We start from the raw sequence: 18,757 nt of genomic DNA, 5'->3' as shown, positions 1-18,757 counted from the left end.
AGCCGGATAGCGCTTCGCTTATCCGGCCTACAATTTAGATAATCCGGTTCTGTTTAAAGTCGCGCAGGAAACCGCCCCAGCGGCGTTCGTAGAACGGTGCGATATGCTCAGTGATAAAGTGGCTCACGCCCTTCTCACCCTTCTTCACCTGGCAGATATCAATAGGTTCATCGCCCGGCAGCGTATCGGTCGCGACGCTGCCAGCAGCGTGGATGATCTCTTCAATATCCCCTTCTGCTTCAATACCAATCAGCAGATTCGGCTGGGCTTCCGCGCTTTCTTTGATTGAGCAGAGAAACGCGCGTTTTACCGGCTTAATGGTTTTAAACAGCGTAGTCAGCGAGTCAATCATTTGCGCCGGAGGTTCAGCGACTTCAGAGAGGATCAGCGATTCACCGCCTTCCAGTACTTCCTGGGTGCTGAGCGGATTCCCCTCTTCCCCCATCAGCAGGCTGATTTCACGCGGCATAAACTCTTTGCCGGTCGGCAGTTTCGCGTTGAGAAACAGCGTTTCGCCGAGCGTCATTTCAAACAACGTACGCACCGGCATAACGACAAATGCTTGCTCATCTTCCACCGCCTGCTGCAGGGCTTCCAGAGAGGTGAAGAACGGGATCACGGTCGTGCCGTCTTCTTTTTCCCAGTGCTGCAGGTCGAGAGCGCTGTCTTCAACCACCGCCTCGCCTTCTGCGGCAGTACCCGGCACCCAGACTGTGGATTCCAGTAAAGTACGGAAAAATGCCGGACGATGCGCAGGCTCTGTTGCCGCTTGCTCCAGCAACGTTTCTAATTCGTTTTTTGTTTCGGACATAAGTATCACAAATTGGATGAATACATGTAGGCCGGATAAGCGTAGCGCCATCCGGCAATACAGTAATTAATTATGCGGTCAGCAGATTCGCAATCGTGCGCACACCCAGACCGGTTGCGCCCGCAGACCACTGTTCAACCGGCGCTTTGCGATAGGTTGCGGAGCAGTCGATGTGCAGCCAGCCCTGCTGGTAGTTTTCCACGAAATGGGACAGGAAGCCCGCCGCGGTGCTTGCACCAGCCGGGTAAGCCGCGCTGCCGGTGTTATTCAGTTCGGCAAAGTTAGACGGCAACTGACTACGATGGAACTCTGCCAGCGGCAGACGCCAGAACGGTTCGTTTTCTTGCGCCGCACTTGCCAGCAGGCGGGCAGCCAGCTGATCATCAAAGCTAAACAGCGCGTGGTAATCATTGCCCAGCGCGGTTTTCGCCGCGCCGGTCAGCGTGGCAGCATCAATAATCAGCTCCGGTTTCTGCGCGCTGGCATCGATCAGGCCATCGGCCAGCACCAGACGTCCTTCGGCATCGGTATTCATCACTTCAACTTTTTTACCGTTGCGATAGTGAATGATATCGCCGAGCTTAAAGGCGTTGCCGCTAATCAGGTTATCCGCGCAACACAGATACAGCTTCACGCGCTTGTTCAGACCACGGGTGATGGCAAATGCCAACGCGCCGGTGACCGTTGCCGCACCGCCCATGTCGGACTTCATTGAGTCCATAAATGCGCTTTGCTTGATGCTGTAACCACCGGAATCAAAAGTAATTCCCTTACCAACCAGGCAGGCATAAACCGGGGCTTCTTTGTCGCCTGTTGGGTTGTAGTCCAGCGCCAGCAGCACCGGCGGACGTTCAGAGCCGCGACCCACGGTATGCAGACCCATGTAGTTCTGCTCGCGCAGATCTTCACCTTTGGTGATGCGGTAAGAGACGTTATCGCACGCGACGGAGCACAGCAGATCAACAGCGCGCTGCGCCAGCTGTTCAGGGCCCAGCTCTTCTGCCGGGGCGTTAATGGTATCGCGCACCCAGTCAATAATCTTCAGACGGCTATCCAGCTCTTTGCGCTGCGCTTCGTCCAGAGCGGCCCACTCAACTTTGCGGGTGCCTTTTGGTCCCTTGTAGCCCTGCCAGAACGCCCAGCTACGTTCGGTATCCCAACCTTCACCATCCAGTTGAACGTGTTTAATACCCAGGCCGTCGATTTTACGCGCGGCACGCTGGATAAGGCCGAGGTCATCTTTTCCGTTCAGGTGCAGGGTAATGCCGTCATTATTAATGCTGTATGTCGCCTTTTCACCCCAGCGGGCATCGGCGGGTTGCGTGGAAAGCGTAATTTTCATGGCTTCTGTCATTTTATTTATCCTTATTTTCGCGCATACAGGAAAACGGGCCACCCGTGGGCAGCCCGTTGACTTATTCGGCTTCGTCCAGCCAGACCAGCAAAATGGCCTCAAGGATTTTTTCGTTCGATGCCTGAGGATCATCATCGAACTTTTCCAGGTCACAGATCCACTGGTGCAGATCGGTGAAACGAACGGTCTTGGGATCGAGATCGGGGAAAGCGTCATACAGCGCCTCGCCGATTTCGCGGCTATCGGTCCACTTCAGTCCCATACTACCCTCTGTTAATGCTCACGCGCATGATTGATTGTGTAACGTGGGATTTCGACCACTAAATCGTCCTCGGTTACCCGCGCCTGACAGCTTAAACGGCTCTCCGGCTCCAGTCCCCAGGCTTTATCCAGCATGTCGTCTTCTTCTTCTGTGCTTTCCGGCAAAGAATCAAAACCTTCACGCACGATGCAGTGGCAGGTAGTGCAGGCACAGGATTTTTCACAGGCGTGTTCAATCTCGATCCCGTTACGCAGGGCAACGTCGAGAATGGTTTCGCCGGTCTCAGCTTCCAGAACTGCGCCATCGGGACAGAGATCCTGATGAGGCAAAATAACAATCTTTGGCATATTAAACCTCGTCCACGGAATGGCCTTTCAGCGCGCTACGGACGGATTTGTCCATGCGGCGAGCGGCGAATTCCTGGGTTTGTTTGTCTACGTTTTTAATGGCTTGTTCTATCGCGTCAACATCGTCACCCTGTGCAACCTCGCTCAAGTGCGCGGCGGCGGTGTCGATAGCCTGACGTTCTGCGGCGCTTAACAGCGCGGCATCAGCGTTCAGCGCACCGGATAAACTCTCCAGTACGCGTGCCGCTTCGACTTTCTGTTCTGCCAGCATACGGGCTTTTACGTCCTGCTCGGCAAAACTCATCGAATCCTGAATCATGGAGGCGATTTCACTGTCGGTCAGACCGTAGGACGGTTTAACCTGGATTGAGGACTCAACGCCGGTGGATTTCTCCATGGCGGTGACGCTCAGCAGCCCATCGGCATCCACCTGGAAGGTCACGCGGATATGCGCGCCGCCTGCTGGCAATGCCGGGATGCCGCGCAGCGCAAAACGCGCCAGGGAACGGCAGTCCTGCACCAGTTCACGCTCGCCTTGCATCACGTGAATGGACATCGCGGTCTGGCCATCTTTAAAGGTGGTAAAGTCCTGCGCGCGCGCCACTGGGATAGTGGTGTTACGCGGGATCACTTTCTCCACCAGACCGCCCATGGTTTCCAGTCCCAGAGACAGCGGGATAACGTCCAGCAGCAGCATTTCGCTGTCCGGCTTATTCCCGACCAGAATATCCGCCTGAATTGCCGCACCGATAGCGACCACTTTGTCCGGGTCAATAGAGGTCAGCGGCGTGCGGCCAAAAAATTCACCGACGCGTTCACGTACCAGAGGCACGCGCGTTGAACCGCCAACCATCACAACTTCCAGCACATCTTGCGGCTCCACGCCCGCATCTTTCAGCGCGCGACGGCAGGCCAGCAGCGTACGCTTGACCAGTGCGGAAATGAGTTCATTAAAGGTTTCACGGGTGATTTCACCCTGCCATCCAGCCACGTTAACCGTTACAGAATCAGCGTCGCTAAGTGCGATTTTCGCTGCAATCGCGGCATCCAGCAGTTCACGCTGTACGCGGTTATCGCTGCGATCGGCCACGCCCGCCTGCTCGCGAATGTAATCGGCCAGCAGATGGTCAAAATCATCGCCGCCGAGCGCGGAATCACCGCCGGTCGCCAGCACTTCAAACACGCCACGGCTCAGGCGCAGAATAGAAATATCAAACGTACCGCCGCCAAGATCGTAGACTGCGATCACGCCTTCCTGACCGGAGTCCAGACCATACGCGATCGCCGCTGCGGTCGGTTCGTTCAGCAGACGCAATACGTGCAGGCCCGCCAGACGCGCGGCGTCTTTGGTCCCCTGACGCTGTGCATCGTCAAAGTAAGCCGGAACGGTGATTACCACGCCGTCCAGTTCGCCGGACAGCGATTCGGTAGCCCGCGCGGCCAGCGCTTTCAGAATATCAGCGGAGACGCGCACCGGATTAAGCAAACCGGCAGCGGTTTCAATCATCGGTAGACCGTTTTCGCTCGCCTGGAACGTATATGGCAGATGCGGGTAACGCGCCTGGATATCCGCCAGAGAGCGGCCCATCATGCGTTTTACCGAGCTGACGGTGTTTGCCGTATCCAACGCTGCATTGGCGCGGGCATCGTAACCGACAGAGTAGCCCTGCTGCTGATAGTGAACCACTGACGGCAACAGGTGGCGACCTTCATGGTCTGCCAGCGTTTCGGCCTGGCCGCTGCGTACGGTCGCAACCAGGGAGTTGGTAGTGCCTAAATCGATACCTACCGCCAGACGACGCTGGTGCGGCGCGGCGCTCAGACCAGGCTCACTAATTTGTAATAAGGCCATTTTCGCTTCCGGAAATTAAAAATCGAGCAGTTTTTCTTCGAGTTGTTCTGCACTGCTTCGCAGTTTATCGAGAAAACGCAGCTTACGCACGGTATCTGCCGCTGCGTCCCACGTCTCGCTATCCAGCTGTTCCACCATCAGTTGATGGCGAACGTTATACATTTCGCTGACGCGTTTCATAAACGCATCTAAACGTTGACTGTCTTTTGCCTGTTCAATCTCGTCCAGCTCTTCACGCAGCTCAAGTTGCTCCATCAGGAACGCGGTATCGCGCACCGTGTGCTGCTCGCTGCGGATATCAAAACCGTGTAAAGACAATAAGTATTCGGCGCGCATCAAAGGATGACGCAGCGTTTGCCAGGCCTGGTTGATAGTGGCGGACTGCGAAACCGCAGCAAGTTGTTCCGCCTGGGAACCGCTGGCGAATTTATCAGGATGATACTGACGTTGTAGATCCTGAAAACGTAGGCTCAGCGCCTGAGTATCGAGCTGATAACGGGCCGGTAAGCCAAAGAGGGTGAAGTAGTCCATAACATTCTCAGGGCATCGATTCTCTGTTGTTCGATGAGGCAAAACCAGAGAGTCAGGTAAAACAAACCCCACGCGCAGGCGACCACGGTGGGGTTATCAGTAAGCGCGTTACACGTGGAAGCTTTCGCCGCATCCACATTCGTCTTTCACGTTCGGGTTAGTGAACTTAAACCCTTCGTTCAGACCTTCTTTGACGAAGTCTAACTGCGTACCGTCGAGGAATTGCAGGCTCTTACCGTCGATCACGACTTTTACGCCTTTGTCTTCAAACACGGTATCTTCAGCCGCCGGCTCGTCAACAAATTCCAGTACATAGGCCATACCTGAGCAGCCGGAGGTTCTCACGCCCAGACGCAGACCAAACCCTTTACCGCGGTTTGCCAGGAAGGTATTTACACGCGCTGCTGCACTGTCGCTTAAGGTAATCGACATAATAAAACCTCAACTCTTAATTATTTTGCTTCACGTTTGCTTTTGTAATCCGCAATCGCGGCTTTAATCGCGTCTTCAGCCAGAATAGAGCAGTGAATTTTCACCGGTGGCAGTTCAAGCTCGTCGGCGATATCGGTGTTTTTAATCGCCTGTGCTTCGTCCAGAGATTTCCCTTTTACCCATTCGGTAACCAGAGAGCTGGAAGCAATAGCGGAACCGCAGCCGTAAGTCTTGAAACGCGCGTCTTCAATGATACCCTCATTGTTGACTTTGATCTGCAACTTCATCACGTCGCCACAGGCCGGTGCACCCACCATGCCGCTGCCCACGTTCTCGTCGCTGTTGTCAAAAGAGCCCACGTTACGTGGATTCTCGTAATGATCGATTACTTTTTCGCTGTAAGCCATGCTGAATTCTCCTTATCGGTACCGATTAGTGATGTGACCATTCAATGCTGTTCAGATCCACGCCCTGTTTGAACATTTCCCACAGCGGAGAAAGGTCGCGCAGGCGGCCGATGGAGTTGCGAACCAGATTGATGGCGTAGTCAATCTCTTCTTCGGTAGTGAAACGACCTAAAGAGAAACGAATTGAGCTGTGTGCCAGCTCGTCGGTCATCCCCAGCGCGCGCAGCACGTAGGATGGCTCCAGGCTTGCAGAAGTACATGCAGAACCGGAGGATACAGCCAGGTCTTTCAGCGCCATAATCAGCGACTCGCCTTCAACAAAGTTGAAGCTGACGTTGAGAATGTTTGGTGCGCCCTGCTCGAGGTCACCGTTGAGGTACACCTCTTCCATATCTTTCACGCCATTCCACAGACGGTTACGCAGACTGCGCAGGCGCGCCATCTCGGTTTCCATCTCTTCTTTAGCGATACGGTAAGCTTCACCCATACCGACGATCTGGTGCACAGGCAGCGTACCGGAACGCATACCGCGCTCGTGACCGCCGCCGTGCATCTGCGCTTCAATACGAATACGCGGTTTACGACGAACGTACAGCGCGCCGATACCTTTCGGACCATAGATTTTGTGGCCGGAGAAGGACATCAGGTCAACTTTCAGTTGGCTCAGATCGATAGGCAGTTTGCCCACGCTCTGGGTCGCATCAACGTGATAGATGATGCCGCGAGCACGGCACATTTCACCGATAGTCGCGATATCCTGCACCACGCCGATTTCGTTGTTCACATGCATGATGGACACGAGGATGGTGTCGTCACGCATTGCCGCTTCAAGTTCTTTCAGGTCGATAATGCCGTTACGCTGCGGGGCGAGGTAGGTAACTTCGAACCCTTCGCGCTCCAGCTGACGACAGGTATCCAGCACGGCTTTGTGTTCGGTTTTGCTGGTGATGATGTGCTTGCCTTTTTTCTGATAAAAGTTGGCTGCACCTTTAATCGCCAGGTTATCGGATTCAGTCGCACCGGAAGTAAATACGATTTCACGCGGGTCAGCGCCCACGAGGTCGGCAATCTGGTTACGGGCGATATCTACCGCCTCTTCAGCCTGCCAGCCAAAACGGTGTGAACGAGACGCTGGGTTACCAAAGTTTCCGTCCAGGGTCAGACACTGCATCATTTTCTCGGCAACACGCGGGTCCACCGGCGTGGTTGCGGAGTAATCGAGATAGATCGGTAATTTCATTGCTCTATAAACTCCGTACATCGCTTCAATGCAAGGAATCAGGCAACCGGCTGGATGTACGACCGAGTTAACGGGGTGTGTAGCACCCCGGCCTGATTCTAAAATACTTTTATTATGCGCGTAACTTAACGTCGATCGCGTCTTGAGCACGATTAGTGCGTGGAGCGTCATGGGTATGCTGGCGACCAGACACATCCAGGACTTCCTGATTATTTACCAGTTCGCCCAACGTAATGTTGTTGAGGAAACCGGTCAGACGATCGCTCAGATCGCGCCACAGCGCGTGGGTCAGGCATTTATCGCCGCCCTGACAACCGCCTTTGCCCTGGCAACGGGTCGCATCTACAGACTCGTCAACAGCGCTAATCACTTCACCTACTGCGATGCTGCCGGCATCTTTACCCAGCAGATACCCGCCGCCTGGTCCACGTACGCTGGAAACCAGACCGTTTTTACGCAAACGGGAAAACAGCTGCTCCAGATATGACAGGGAAATTCCCTGACGTTCAGAAATATCAGCCAACGGTACCGGGCCCGTTTCGGAGTTGAGCGCAACGTCCAACATTGCGGTCACGGCATAACGCCCTTTTGATGTCAGTCTCATGTCTTACTTAGCCTCAAACTCGCCCCTGCCCGGGGTTTTTTATTGTAAAATGGGGGTATTGCATAGCAGGGGCAAGTCTGACATTCCCGACTAAATCAGTCAACTATTTACTTGACTAATTTAGTCAGGTATTTAACCTTCAGTGCCATTTTCACTTGCCGGATGCGCTTCGCTTATCCGGCCTACGAATCGTGCGGCCTGTAGACCGGATAAGCGAAGCGCATCCGGCATTAGTACAGTTACTTGCTTTTATTCTGCTGCTCGATTGAAGCTAAAATCCCGCGCAGGATGTTCAACTCCTGGCTTTCTGGACGCGCACGGGTAAACAGACGGCGCAGCTTATTCATCACCTGCCCCGGGTGCCCTTCACGGATAAACCCGGTTGACAGCAGCGTTTGCTCCAGATGACCGTAAAAACGCTCTAAATCATCAACCAGCGGATACTCTGCTTCTTCGTAATCTACGGTCTTGTCGCTTTCCTGCGTCGCCAGCCAGGCCATGCGCACTTCATAAGAGATGACCTGCACTGCCATCGCCAGGTTGAGCGAACTGTATTCCGGGTTCGCGGCAATGGCGACGTGATAATGGCACTTCTGCAGCTCTTCGTTGGTCAAACCAACACGTTCACGACCAAAGACCAGCGCCACCGGCGAGCTCGTCGCTTCAGAGACACTTTTTAAACCGCATTCACGCGGATCCAGCATCGGCCACGGCAGCGTGCGGGAACGAGCACTGGTGCCTACCACCAGGCTACAGCCCGCCAGCGCTTCATCGAGCGTATCGACGATCTGCGCGCTGCCGATCACATCACTGGCACCCGCTGCCAGGGCGATGGCCTGGGAGTCCGGTTTAACCAGTGGATTTACCAGCCACAGATTGGTTAAACCCATGGTTTTCATTGCGCGGGCTACAGAGCCCATGTTGCCAGTGTGAGAGGTTTCCACCAGCACGATTCGAATATTTTGCAGCATTGTATTTCTTCGGCTAAAGATTATTCGGGCATATTATCATAAAACGAAGACATATTCCGAACTCGCTGCTATACTCTGCGCCGTTTTCCCGTTCTTTAACATCCAGTGAGAGAGACCGATGCATCCGATGCTGACCATCGCCGTGCGCGCAGCGCGCAAGGCGGGTAATGTAATTGCCAAACACTACGAAACCCCAGACTCTGTAGAAACCAGCCAGAAAGGCAGCAATGATTTCGTGACTAACGTCGATAAAGCCGCCGAAGCGATTATTATCGAAACGATTCGCAAATCTTACCCACAGCACACCATCATCACCGAAGAAAGCGGTGAACATGTTGGTGAAGATTTGGATGTTCAATGGGTTATCGATCCACTGGATGGCACCACCAACTTCGTAAAACGTCTGCCGCACTTCGCGGTATCCATCGCAGTACGCATCAAAGGCCGTACTGAAGTCGCCGTTGTTTACGATCCAATGCGTAACGAACTGTTCACCGCAACCCGTGGCCAGGGTGCACAGCTGAACGGCTACCGTCTGCGTGGCAGCACCGCCCGCGATCTGGATGGCACCATCATCGCCACCGGTTTCCCGTTCAAAGCCAAACAGCACGCCGCTTCTTACATGAAAATTCTTGGCAACATGTTTACCGAATGCGCGGACTTCCGCCGCACCGGTTCTGCTGCGCTGGATCTGGCCTACGTTGCCGCAGCCCGAGTTGACGGGTATTTCGAAATTGGCCTGCGCCCGTGGGATTTCGCCGCAGGTGAGCTGATTGCCCGTGAAGCTGGCGCACTGGTTTGCGACTTTACCGGTGGTCATAACTACATGGCGACCGGCAACATCGTTGCAGGTAACCCGCGCGTAGTGAAAGCCATGCTGGCTAACATGCGTGACGAACTGAGCGATGCGCTGAAGCGCTAATCGTTGATGCCGGATGGCGGCTAGCGCCTTATCCGGCCTACCAGGGAAGTTCCCCGTAGGCCTGATAAGCGAAGCGCCATCAGGCATTCATCCTACAACAGTGCTAAAACGGTCTTATCCCTCGCCCTACCGGCACCGCACTCATCCACATCACTACCGCAGCAGCGATCAGCACCGCACCACCGGCTAATGCCAGCGTCGTCCAGCCAATTTGTCGCCACAATACCGGCGCTTTATGCCCGCTAAGTTTCACCGCCAGCGAGCGGAAACTGTGTACCAGCAGAGCCAGTGACGTAATCGTCAAAGAGGTTCCTGCCGCCATCGCCAGCGCCGACGCCATACCCCAGCTAAACACGCCAACCACTTTGCTGAACAGTAAAACCATAATGGCCCCCGAGCACGGGCGCATCCCCATAGACAGCACGATCATCAGCCGGGCGCGCCAGTCATCCCCGCTTCGCAACTGTTCAGGATCGGGCAAATGCTGATGCCCGCAGCCGCAACCCTCGTGATGCACATGATGCGGCGTGAAGGCAGTGAATTTTGGACGGCGCAGCAGCTGGCGCAATTTCTTCAGCGCACGGACGCACAATAAAACACCCAACACGCCAACCAGAGCATAACTCCCTTTCTCCAGCCAGAAACTATTCATATGTAGCTGTCGTGCAGGCAACTGCAAGATGGTAAGCACCACAACCACCAGTCCGATAGCGACCAGCCCCTGTAATAAAGATGAGGCTAGCGTCAGGCCAATACTCGACTTCAGCTTCGAGGGGTGCGTTGCCAGCCAGGTGGTAATGACGACTTTTCCATGTCCCGGCCCCAGCGCATGCAGAACGCCGTAGAGAAAACTAAACAGCAGCAGCGATCCCCCGGCCTGGGTCGGACTGGCGGCAACCGCTTTCAGCAATCCACTCATCTGTTGGTTAACATCGCGCTGCCAGACGACACTTTTCATCATCACCTGTGGCCAGGCCTGCCATAACCACAGTATGCCGCCTGCCGCCAGCAGCAAAAAGACCGCCAGCGGCCATAGCGTCAGCCAGCGACGTCTGGCTGCGCGTTGTTGATAAACTACTGACATTGCAGCGTCACCGTCTGTGCAAATTGTTTACCCAACTCCATATCCTCCGGCGGGGCGTCTTCTTTATCCAGCGACTGCGCAAAGCTCAGAGTTTGTTCATTCGGCGTCGGCGTATGTACTGAAATACGGCATTTCTGGCTTATGGCCTGCCCCAGCCTGACGTCGCTGTCTTTGTCATAGCTCATATCAACGTAGTAGGTCGGGTCGAAGGTTGAAAGGGTATATTTTTGACCACTCAGCGGCTGAGCTTCGGCCAGAGGTAGAACGAACGTCAGCACCGCCTGATGTTCCTCACGCTCCATGCCATATTCCGTCGGTCTGTTTTTAAACTTTACCTTTTTCCCGTCGTGCCACACTTCGGTGAAATAGTGCTGCCCGAGAACGTTGGCCATCACTTCCGCCGCCAGTTTCTTCCAGATCTCATCACCAGGTTTGGCATTTCCCGCATCGTAAAGCAGATCCGCCGAGGTAATTTCATCCATCGTCCAGCGCATTTTCAGCGCGACGAACTGGTCATTCTCGCTCACTATCTCAGTTTTCAGATGGATAAAGCTGTGGGGATGCGCGCCTGCGCCAAAGGACAGGACAGCGAGAAACAACGTGATAATGATACGTTTAACGCCTTGCATGAGTTCTCCACGATGAAAATCTACACCGCCACAAATAATGATGCCGGGTTTGGCGAAAGTGTGCTGAGGATACCATTGAACGAAAAAATATTGAGCACCCTTTTCCGGTATCGATTCAGTTCTCAATTTCGATAATTTCTTCTTCAGGAAATTCCGCCCAAACACCTTTTCAGCGTCATAACTTAAGTCAAATGATAATAAAATGTTAATTTATAGTTTCATTTTAATATTTAATTAACACTAAATTTGAGCAGTTGAATGTAAAATCATGCAAATTTAACCAATTGCTAACTATTTTATTTCCATAAATTCACAATAATGGGCGTATATCACATTTATCAAACTTATGATTCATTCCCTCTTCCATTCATTGTTAACTTCACGCCGTGACATGTCCTGCCCCCTACGAAAGGTACAACTATGAAATTCAAACTCGCATTACTCAGTGCAACCCTGGTTTCTGCATGCATGTTGTCCGGCACGTCCTTTGCGGCGGAAAAATATGAAATTGCTGTGGTTGCCAAAGTCACCGGGATCCCATGGTTTAACCGGATGGAAACCGGCGTAAATGAAGCAGCAAAAAAACTGGATGTGAATGCTTACCAGACCGGGCCTTCAACGCCGGACCCGGCGCAGCAGGTGAAAGTGATTGAGGATCTGATCGCCAAAAACGTTAATGCGATCATCGTGGTGCCGAATGATGCCAAGGTCCTTGAGCCGGTACTGAAAAAAGCGCGCGATAAAGGCATCGTGGTGCTGACGCACGAATCCCCGGATGAGCAAATTGGCCAGTGGGATATCGAAACCATCGACAGTGAAAAATACGCCCAGGCCAACGTCGATGAGTTAGCGAAAAATATGGGCGGCAAAGGCGGGTATGCCATCTATGTTGGTTCGCTGACGGTCCCACTACATAACGCGTGGGCGGATTATGCAATTAAGTACCAGAAAGAAAAATATCCGGAAATGTTCGAGGTCACTTCACGTCTGCCGGTCGCGGAAAGCATCGATAAATCCTACGCCACAACGCTGGATCTGATGAAAACCTACCCACAGATGAAGGGCATTATCGGCTTCGGCTCACTGGGTCCAATTGGTGCGGGTCAGGCTGTGCAGAAAAAACGCGCCAAAGATAAGATCGCCGTTGTCGGGATCGCCATGCCAGCGCAGGCAGCACCTTACCTGATGCGCGGTGATATCAAAAAAGCGCTGCTGTGGGATCCAAAAGACGCGGGCTACGCGCTGGTCACCGTTGCCGATCAGCTGTTGCAGGGCAAAGAAGTGAACGCCGATCTGAGTATCGATGGTTTAGGGAAAGCCGATATCGACACGGAGAAGAAAGTGATCCGCTTTAACAAGATCCTCGAAGTCACCAAAGACAACGCACAATCACTTGGTTTCTAAGGCTTTAGCCAACACCAGGGAACCTTAACGCCGACCGTCTGGTCGGCGCTATCAACCAAACTAACACTCAGCGTCCCCCCGGACGCGCGCAGGGGTATTGTCCATGGCAGACACCACCGCATTTATCACTCTTGAGAATATCAGCAAACAATTCCCGGGCGTGCTGGCGCTGGATAACGTGAATTTGACGCTAAGAAAAGGCGAAGTTCACTGTCTGGCGGGTCAAAACGGCTGTGGTAAAAGTACCATTATTAAAGTGATCTCCGGGGTTTATCATCCGGAAAAAGGCGCGCAGATTTTACTCGACGGAAAATTGTTCCATCATCTGACGCCGCAGCTCTCTTCCCATTATGGCATTCAGGTTATTTATCAGGACCTGTCGTTGTTCCCCAACTTTAGCGTCGCAGAAAATATCGCGGTCAACCGCTATCTGCCGGGTGGCGATATCTGGGTGCGTCGCGGTGCCATGAAGCAGCAGGCGCTGGCAGCCATGAAACGTATTGGGGTGAATATCGATCCCGATAAAAAAGTTGAAAAACTCTCAATTGCGGATCGACAGCTGGTCGCCATTTGCCGGGCGATTGCCGCCGACGCGCGTCTGGTGATTATGGACGAGCCCACCGCCTCGCTAACCCGCCAGGAGGTTAATGGCCTGCTGCGAGTAGTTAATGAACTGAAAGCGGCCGGAATTTGCGTCGTGTTTGTCAGCCATCGTCTGGATGAGGTGATGGAAGTGGCTGACCGCATCAGCGTAATGCGCGACGGTAAACTGGTGGGCACATACCCTGCCAGCGAACTCGACAGCCACGAGCTGGCCTTCCTGATGACCGGACAACGCTTCCACTACAGCCCGTTGCCGGAAAGGCCCGCGATTGAGCAAGAGCCGCTGCTTGAGCTGCGCAATCTCAGCCGCAGAGGTAAATACCAGAACATTAATCTGTCGCTGCACGGCGGCGAGATCGTCTCCATTGTTGGTCTGCTGGGTGCCGGGCGCACTGAGCTTTGTCTGAGCCTGTTTGGTATGACGCACCCGGAAAGCGGCGAGATTCGCATTAACGGTCAGCCGGTTACTCTGCGCAATAACCATGACGCCATCCAACACGGGATCGGCTATGTCTCAGAAGATCGCCTGACGCAGGGGCTGATCATGGAGCAGTCGATCTATGACAACACCATCGTCACGGTGTTTGATCTACTGCACACCGGTAGCGGCCTGCTCGATCATCGTAAAGCGCAAAAGCTGGTCGCCGATTTAATCCGCGAACTGAATATCAAAGTGTCCGATCCGCACCTGCCGGTCAAAACCCTTTCCGGCGGTAATGCCCAGCGTATCGCCATTGCCAAATGGGTGGCGACCAATCCCCGCATCCTGATCCTCGACTCGCCTACCGTCGGCGTGGATATCGCCAACAAAGAGGGTATTTACCAGATAGCCCGCGATTTGGCTGAACAAGGTATGGCGGTGCTGATGATTTGCGATGAAATCCCGGAAGCGTATTACAACAGCCACCGTGTGCTGGTAATGCGTCGCGGCAAGCTGGTGGCGGAATTTAATCCTCATCAATGCCGTGAAGAGGAGATTGCTGAAGTGGTCGAGGTAATCAATGAATAAGATGCATCTCTCCCGTTTAATCGGGCAACATGAGTTCTGGCTGGGCCTGCTGGTTGTAGCCCTTGCCGTTGGGCTGAGCATCAGCACCGACGAGTTCTTGTCTTTGGGGAACCTGACGGATGTGGCCACCAGCTACGCGATTCTCGGCATCCTGGCCTGTGGGCTGTTTGTAGTGCTGATTTCCGGCGGGATCGACATCTCATTTCCGGCGATGACCGCGATAGCCCAGTATGCAATGGCCAGTTGGGTTATCGGTCACGGCGGCAACTTCGCGCTGGCGTTAATCATTGCCATTGCGGTAGGCCTGCTGCTGGGGCTGATCAACGGTTTTCTGGTCTACTGGCTGCGCGTCCCGGCAATCATCATTACCATCGCGACGCTGAACGTCTACTACGGCCTGCTGGTTTACGCCACCAAAGGCACCTGGCTGTATGGCTTCCCGGACTGGTTTATGAACGGCATTAACTGGTTCTCGTTCACCGCGGCGGATGGCTACGACTACGGTTTGACCCTGCCCCTGCTGTGCCTGGCGGCGGTGATCATCTTTACCGCCGTGCTGATGAACTATACCCGTCTTGGCCGTCAGGTTTACGCCATGGGCGGCAACCGCGACGCGGCCTCGCGCCTTGGGCTGAATCTGCTGAAGCTGCATTTTTACGTCTATGGCTACATGGGCATTCTGGCAGGCATTGCCGCCGTGGTTCAGGCACAAATCACCCAGTCAGTTGCGCCCAATTCGCTGCTAGGCTTTGAGTTGACGGTGCTGGCAGCAGTAGTACTCGGCGGAACCAGCATGAGCGGCGGGCGCGGTACGTTGACCGGAACCCTGCTCGGCGTGGTTCTGCTGGCCTTCTTACAAAATGGCCTGACGCTGCTCAGTGTCTCCTCTTACTGGCACACCGTGTTCAGCGGCGCCATTATCCTGGTCAGCATTAGCGCCACGGCCTGGAACGAAAAACGCAAACTGGCAAGGGAGCTTTGAGATGAAAACAATCGCCAGATTTTTACCCGGTGATGCCATCATTCGTCTGCAATGCGTGATTATTGTGGTCGTCGCCCTGGTCTTCTCGGCCCTGCTCGGCAGCCGTTTCTTTAGCGTCGCTAACTTCCAGTCGATTGGCTCACAGCTACCAATCCTCGGCATGCTGGCCCTCGGGATGGGCATGACCATGCTGACCGGCGGCATTAACTTGTCGATTATTGCCGGGGCGAACGCCTGCTCGCTGGTGATGGCGGCGATTATCGTCACCCATCCGGATAACCCGCTGTTTCTGGTGCTGGCGCTGCTGGCAGGCGCTGCCGTGGCGGTGGCTATCGGCACGCTCAACGGTGCGCTGATTGCCTGGGTCGGGGTCTCGCCTATTCTCGCCACGCTCGGCACGATGACGCTTATCTCCGGGCTGAATATTCTGCTTTCCAACGGGACGGTGATTTCCGGTTTCCCGACCGCCATTCAATATCTCGGCAACGCCACGATTGCCGGTGTTCCGGTGGCGCTACTGCTCTTTTTCCTGGTGGCAATCCTGCTGTGGGTACTGCTGGAACACACCACGCTTGGGCGCAGCCTGTATCTCGTTGGTTCCAATGAACAGGCTACCCGCTACAGCGGCGTGAATACCGTGAGGGTACAAATTTCGGTGTACGTGATTTCTGCCCTGCTCGGCTGGGTCGCCGCCATTTTGATGATGGCGAAATTCAACTCAGCTAAAGCCGGATACGGTGAATCCTACCTGCTGGTCACCATCCTTGCCTCCGTCCTCGGCGGTATCAACCCGGATGGCGGCTTCGGGCGCATTATCGGCCTGGTGCTGGCACTGATTGTGCTGCAAATGCTGGAAAGCGGCCTTAACTTGCTGGGGGTCAGCAGCTATCTGACGATGGCGCTGTGGGGCTCGGTGCTGATCCTCTTTATCGCATTACAGAATCGTAAAGCCTGATTTCAGGAGAAAAAATTATGGCAAGTTACTTTATTGGTGTGGATGTCGGAACCGGAAGCGCCCGTGCTGGCGTGTTTGATCTCAACGGCAGAATGGTCGGTCAGGCCAGTCGGGCCATCGAGATTTACCGCCCGCAGGCCGATTTTGTTGAGCAGTCTTCCGATAACATCTGGCAGGCGGTGTGTAACGCGGTTCGCGATGCGATTAACCAGTCGGATATCAACCCTATCCAGGTGAAAGGTCTCGGCTTTGACGCGACCTGTTCACTGGTGGTGCTGGACAAAGAAGGTAAACCGCTGACCATCAGCCCGTCCGGGCGCAGCGAACAGAACATCATTGTGTGGATGGATCACCGTGCCATTACTCAGGCCGAGCGCATCAACGCCCTGCATCATCGGGTGCTGGACTACGTTGGCGGCATTATCTCCCCGGAAATGCAGACGCCAAAACTGCTGTGGCTGAAGCAGCATATGCCCAATACATGGGCTAATGCGGGCTACTATTTTGACCTGCCCGATTTCCTGACCTGGCGCGCAACGGGCGATGACACGCGCTCATTGTGTTCGACGGTGTGTAAATGGACCTATATGGGCCATGAAGACAAATGGGATGCCAGCTATTTTCGCCAGATTGGGCTGGAAGATTTGCTGGAGCATGATGCCGCCAAAATTGGTCGCTACGTGAAAACCATGGGCGAACCGCTCGGTCACGGGCTGTCTGCGCGCGCCGCCAGCGAAATGGGGCTGATTCCGGGGACAGCTGTCAGCGTCTCGATCATCGATGCCCACGCCGGTACCCTCGGCACGCTCGGGGCAAGCGGTGTTTCCGGCGAGGTGGCGGATTTTGACCGTCGTATCGCGCTGATTGGCGGCACCTCTACCGGACACATGGCAATTTCCAAAGAGCCACGTTTTATCGGCGGCGTCTGGGGTCCTTACTACTCAGCCGTACTGCCAGAATACTGGCTTAACGAAGGTGGGCAGTCGGCAACCGGGGCGTTAATCGACCACGTTATTCAGTCGCATCCTTGCTACGAAACCCTGCTGGCGCAGGCTAAATCTCAGGGGCAAACCATTTACGAAGTGCTGAATGCGCTGTTGCGTAAAATGGCCGGTGAGCCGGAAGATATCGCGTTTTTAACCCGCGACATGCACATCCTGCCCTATTTCCACGGCAACCGCTCGCCGCGCGCTAACCCAACGCTCACGGGCGCAATCACCGGACTGAAGCTGTCACGTACACCGGAAGATATGGCGCTACAGTACCTTGCGACCATCCAGGCCATTGCGCTGGGAACCCGCCATATCATTGAAACGATGAATCAAAGCGGCTACACCATCGATACGATAATGGCCAGCGGCGGCGGGACGAAAAACCCGATCTTCGTTCAGGAACATGCCAACGCCACCGGCTGCGCCATGCTGCTGCCTGAAGAGAGCGAGGCCATGCTGCTGGGTGGCGCCATGATGGGAACTATCGCCGCGGGCGTATTCGAAACCTTCCCGGAAGCGATGTCGGCGATGAGTCGGATTGGTAAAACGGTTACCCCGCAAACAAATCGCATTAAGCAGTACTACGATCGCAAATATCGGGTATTCCACGAGATGTATCAGGATCATATGAAATATCGCCAGTTGATGCAGGAGGAAGCATGAGTAACTCCTGGTCTCAGGCTACCGGCGTATTTCAGCTCTATAGCGATGCCCTGGCGGGTCTGGGGCAGCATCTGACTGAACCGCTCTGGCAGTCGCTAATGGCGGAGCTGCGCGGTTGCCGGGGCAAAATCGTTGTCACTGGCGTCGGTACCTCCGGCATTGCGGCGCGTAAAGTGGCGCATATGCTTGCGTGCGTGGAACGCCCGGCGATCTACCTCAACGCGACGGATGCGGCGCATGGCGATCTCGGTTTTTTACGCGACAACGACCTGGTGATTATGCTGTCGCGTGGGGGGAATTCGGACGAACTCACCCGGCTGTTGCCCGGGCTGAATGCGCGAAATGTGCCGATTCTGAGCGTGACTGAAAACGCCGATTCAGCCATTGCTAAAGCGTCGAGACTGGTGATTTCCACCGGCGTCCAGCGTGAGGCCGACCCGCTGAACATGTTGGCTACCACCTCAATTTTACTGGTGCTGGCTATCTTTGACGCCGCCTGTGCCTGCCTGATGAGCGAAAGCGGTTACTCAAAGGAGACGCTGTTGTCTGTGCATCCAGGTGGTGATGTGGGATTAACGCTGAGCCGTGGTAAGTAACGCCAGACAGCTGTTTCGGAGGTAATGAATCTGTTGCCTCCGGTATATTGCTACGTTCACCTTATGTTTTTCACTTCTCTGAAACGATACTGCCTGTGAACGTGTTA

The 18,757-nt window shown here is 54.5% G+C and carries 20 protein-coding genes; 7 read left to right on the top strand and 13 right to left on the bottom strand.

The annotated features are described in order from the left end of the window. Window positions 1-34: 34 nt before the first annotated feature. The 11 genes from sseB to trmJ form a co-directional block, all read right to left on the bottom strand. Window positions 35-811, bottom strand: coding sequence for an enhanced serine sensitivity protein SseB (gene sseB, locus OGY71_RS06965; RefSeq protein WP_016157136.1), 777 nt, complete (start codon window positions 809-811; stop codon window positions 35-37). Between the two features lie 70 nt (window positions 812-881). Continuing rightward, window positions 882-2,165, bottom strand: a complete 1,284-nt coding sequence (gene pepB, locus OGY71_RS06960; protein WP_008785461.1) for an aminopeptidase PepB — start codon at window positions 2,163-2,165, stop codon at window positions 882-884. Between the two features lie 61 nt (window positions 2,166-2,226). Beyond that, the gene (gene iscX, locus OGY71_RS06955; protein ID WP_200921306.1) at window positions 2,227-2,427 is read right to left on the bottom strand and encodes a Fe-S cluster assembly protein IscX; all 201 of its coding nucleotides are present in this window, start codon (window positions 2,425-2,427) and stop codon (window positions 2,227-2,229) included. An 11-nt stretch (window positions 2,428-2,438) separates the two neighbouring features. Further along, window positions 2,439-2,774 (bottom strand): ISC system 2Fe-2S type ferredoxin, encoded by a 336-nt coding sequence (fdx, locus tag OGY71_RS06950; protein ID WP_003037690.1) that lies wholly within the window; start codon window positions 2,772-2,774, stop codon window positions 2,439-2,441. A gap of 1 nt (window position 2,775) precedes the next feature. Continuing rightward, window positions 2,776-4,626: a Fe-S protein assembly chaperone HscA gene (gene hscA, locus OGY71_RS06945; protein ID WP_003838439.1), complete on the bottom strand. Its 1,851-nt coding sequence runs from the start codon at window positions 4,624-4,626 to the stop codon at window positions 2,776-2,778. A 15-nt stretch (window positions 4,627-4,641) separates the two neighbouring features. After that, on the bottom strand, window positions 4,642-5,157 hold the full coding sequence (hscB, locus tag OGY71_RS06940; protein ID WP_003835201.1) for a co-chaperone HscB: 516 nt from the start codon (window positions 5,155-5,157) through the stop codon (window positions 4,642-4,644). Between the two features lie 108 nt (window positions 5,158-5,265). Then, the gene (gene iscA / locus OGY71_RS06935) at window positions 5,266-5,589 is read right to left on the bottom strand and encodes an iron-sulfur cluster assembly protein IscA (protein WP_003835203.1); all 324 of its coding nucleotides are present in this window, start codon (window positions 5,587-5,589) and stop codon (window positions 5,266-5,268) included. Between the two features lie 20 nt (window positions 5,590-5,609). Continuing rightward, window positions 5,610-5,996, bottom strand: coding sequence for a Fe-S cluster assembly scaffold IscU (iscU, locus tag OGY71_RS06930; RefSeq protein ID WP_002913991.1), 387 nt, complete (start codon window positions 5,994-5,996; stop codon window positions 5,610-5,612). Window positions 5,997-6,021: 25 nt separating this feature from the next. Next, window positions 6,022-7,236: a cysteine desulfurase gene (gene iscS, locus OGY71_RS06925; protein ID WP_003835233.1), complete on the bottom strand. Its 1,215-nt coding sequence runs from the start codon at window positions 7,234-7,236 to the stop codon at window positions 6,022-6,024. Between the two features lie 112 nt (window positions 7,237-7,348). Beyond that, on the bottom strand, window positions 7,349-7,840 hold the full coding sequence (iscR, locus tag OGY71_RS06920) for a Fe-S cluster assembly transcriptional regulator IscR (RefSeq protein ID WP_003037674.1): 492 nt from the start codon (window positions 7,838-7,840) through the stop codon (window positions 7,349-7,351). A 239-nt stretch (window positions 7,841-8,079) separates the two neighbouring features. After that, the gene (gene trmJ / locus OGY71_RS06915; RefSeq protein WP_063941714.1) at window positions 8,080-8,811 is read right to left on the bottom strand and encodes a tRNA (cytosine(32)/uridine(32)-2'-O)-methyltransferase TrmJ; all 732 of its coding nucleotides are present in this window, start codon (window positions 8,809-8,811) and stop codon (window positions 8,080-8,082) included. 118 nt (window positions 8,812-8,929) lie between these two features. Between trmJ and suhB the strand changes: the two genes are divergently transcribed. Continuing rightward, complete coding sequence (gene suhB, locus OGY71_RS06910) at window positions 8,930-9,733, top strand: inositol-1-monophosphatase (RefSeq protein ID WP_003835237.1); 804 nt, start codon at window positions 8,930-8,932, stop codon at window positions 9,731-9,733. Between the two features lie 103 nt (window positions 9,734-9,836). Here the strand turns inward: suhB and OGY71_RS06905 are convergent, their stop codons facing one another. Then, window positions 9,837-10,817, bottom strand: coding sequence for a nickel/cobalt transporter (locus OGY71_RS06905; protein WP_286613028.1), 981 nt, complete (start codon window positions 10,815-10,817; stop codon window positions 9,837-9,839). Beyond that, complete coding sequence (locus OGY71_RS06900; RefSeq protein WP_003835241.1) at window positions 10,808-11,446, bottom strand: DUF1007 family protein; 639 nt, start codon at window positions 11,444-11,446, stop codon at window positions 10,808-10,810. The genes OGY71_RS06905 and OGY71_RS06900 overlap by 10 nt, the downstream gene beginning before the upstream one ends. 420 nt (window positions 11,447-11,866) lie before the next feature. On the opposite strand from OGY71_RS06900, the gene OGY71_RS06895 reads away from it, so the two are divergent. From OGY71_RS06895 to OGY71_RS06870, 6 genes are all read left to right on the top strand, one after another. Continuing rightward, complete coding sequence (locus tag OGY71_RS06895; protein ID WP_003037665.1) at window positions 11,867-12,850, top strand: autoinducer 2 ABC transporter substrate-binding protein; 984 nt, start codon at window positions 11,867-11,869, stop codon at window positions 12,848-12,850. A gap of 103 nt (window positions 12,851-12,953) precedes the next feature. Continuing rightward, complete coding sequence (locus tag OGY71_RS06890; RefSeq protein WP_286613026.1) at window positions 12,954-14,462, top strand: sugar ABC transporter ATP-binding protein; 1,509 nt, start codon at window positions 12,954-12,956, stop codon at window positions 14,460-14,462. After that, window positions 14,455-15,444: an ABC transporter permease gene (locus tag OGY71_RS06885; protein ID WP_191222282.1), complete on the top strand. Its 990-nt coding sequence runs from the start codon at window positions 14,455-14,457 to the stop codon at window positions 15,442-15,444. The genes OGY71_RS06890 and OGY71_RS06885 overlap by 8 nt, the downstream gene beginning before the upstream one ends. 1 nt (window position 15,445) lies before the next feature. Then, entirely contained in the window at window positions 15,446-16,399 is a 954-nt protein-coding gene (locus OGY71_RS06880; RefSeq protein ID WP_286613024.1) for an ABC transporter permease, read from the top strand. Window positions 16,400-16,416: 17 nt separating this feature from the next. Next, window positions 16,417-18,054 carry an FGGY-family carbohydrate kinase gene (locus OGY71_RS06875; protein ID WP_003835250.1) on the top strand — a complete coding sequence of 546 codons (1,638 nt, stop codon included), beginning with the start codon at window positions 16,417-16,419 and terminating at the stop codon, window positions 18,052-18,054. Further along, window positions 18,051-18,650, top strand: a complete 600-nt coding sequence (locus OGY71_RS06870) for a KpsF/GutQ family sugar-phosphate isomerase (protein WP_003835252.1) — start codon at window positions 18,051-18,053, stop codon at window positions 18,648-18,650. The genes OGY71_RS06875 and OGY71_RS06870 overlap by 4 nt, the downstream gene beginning before the upstream one ends. The last annotated feature ends 107 nt before the right edge of the window (window positions 18,651-18,757 follow it).

Source organism: Citrobacter sp. Cpo109 (assembly GCF_030332565.1).
Lineage (GTDB): Bacteria > Pseudomonadota > Gammaproteobacteria > Enterobacterales > Enterobacteriaceae > Citrobacter > Citrobacter portucalensis.
Note: the sequence above shows the minus strand (reverse complement) of the source record. Positions and strands in the feature narration are given on the sequence as shown.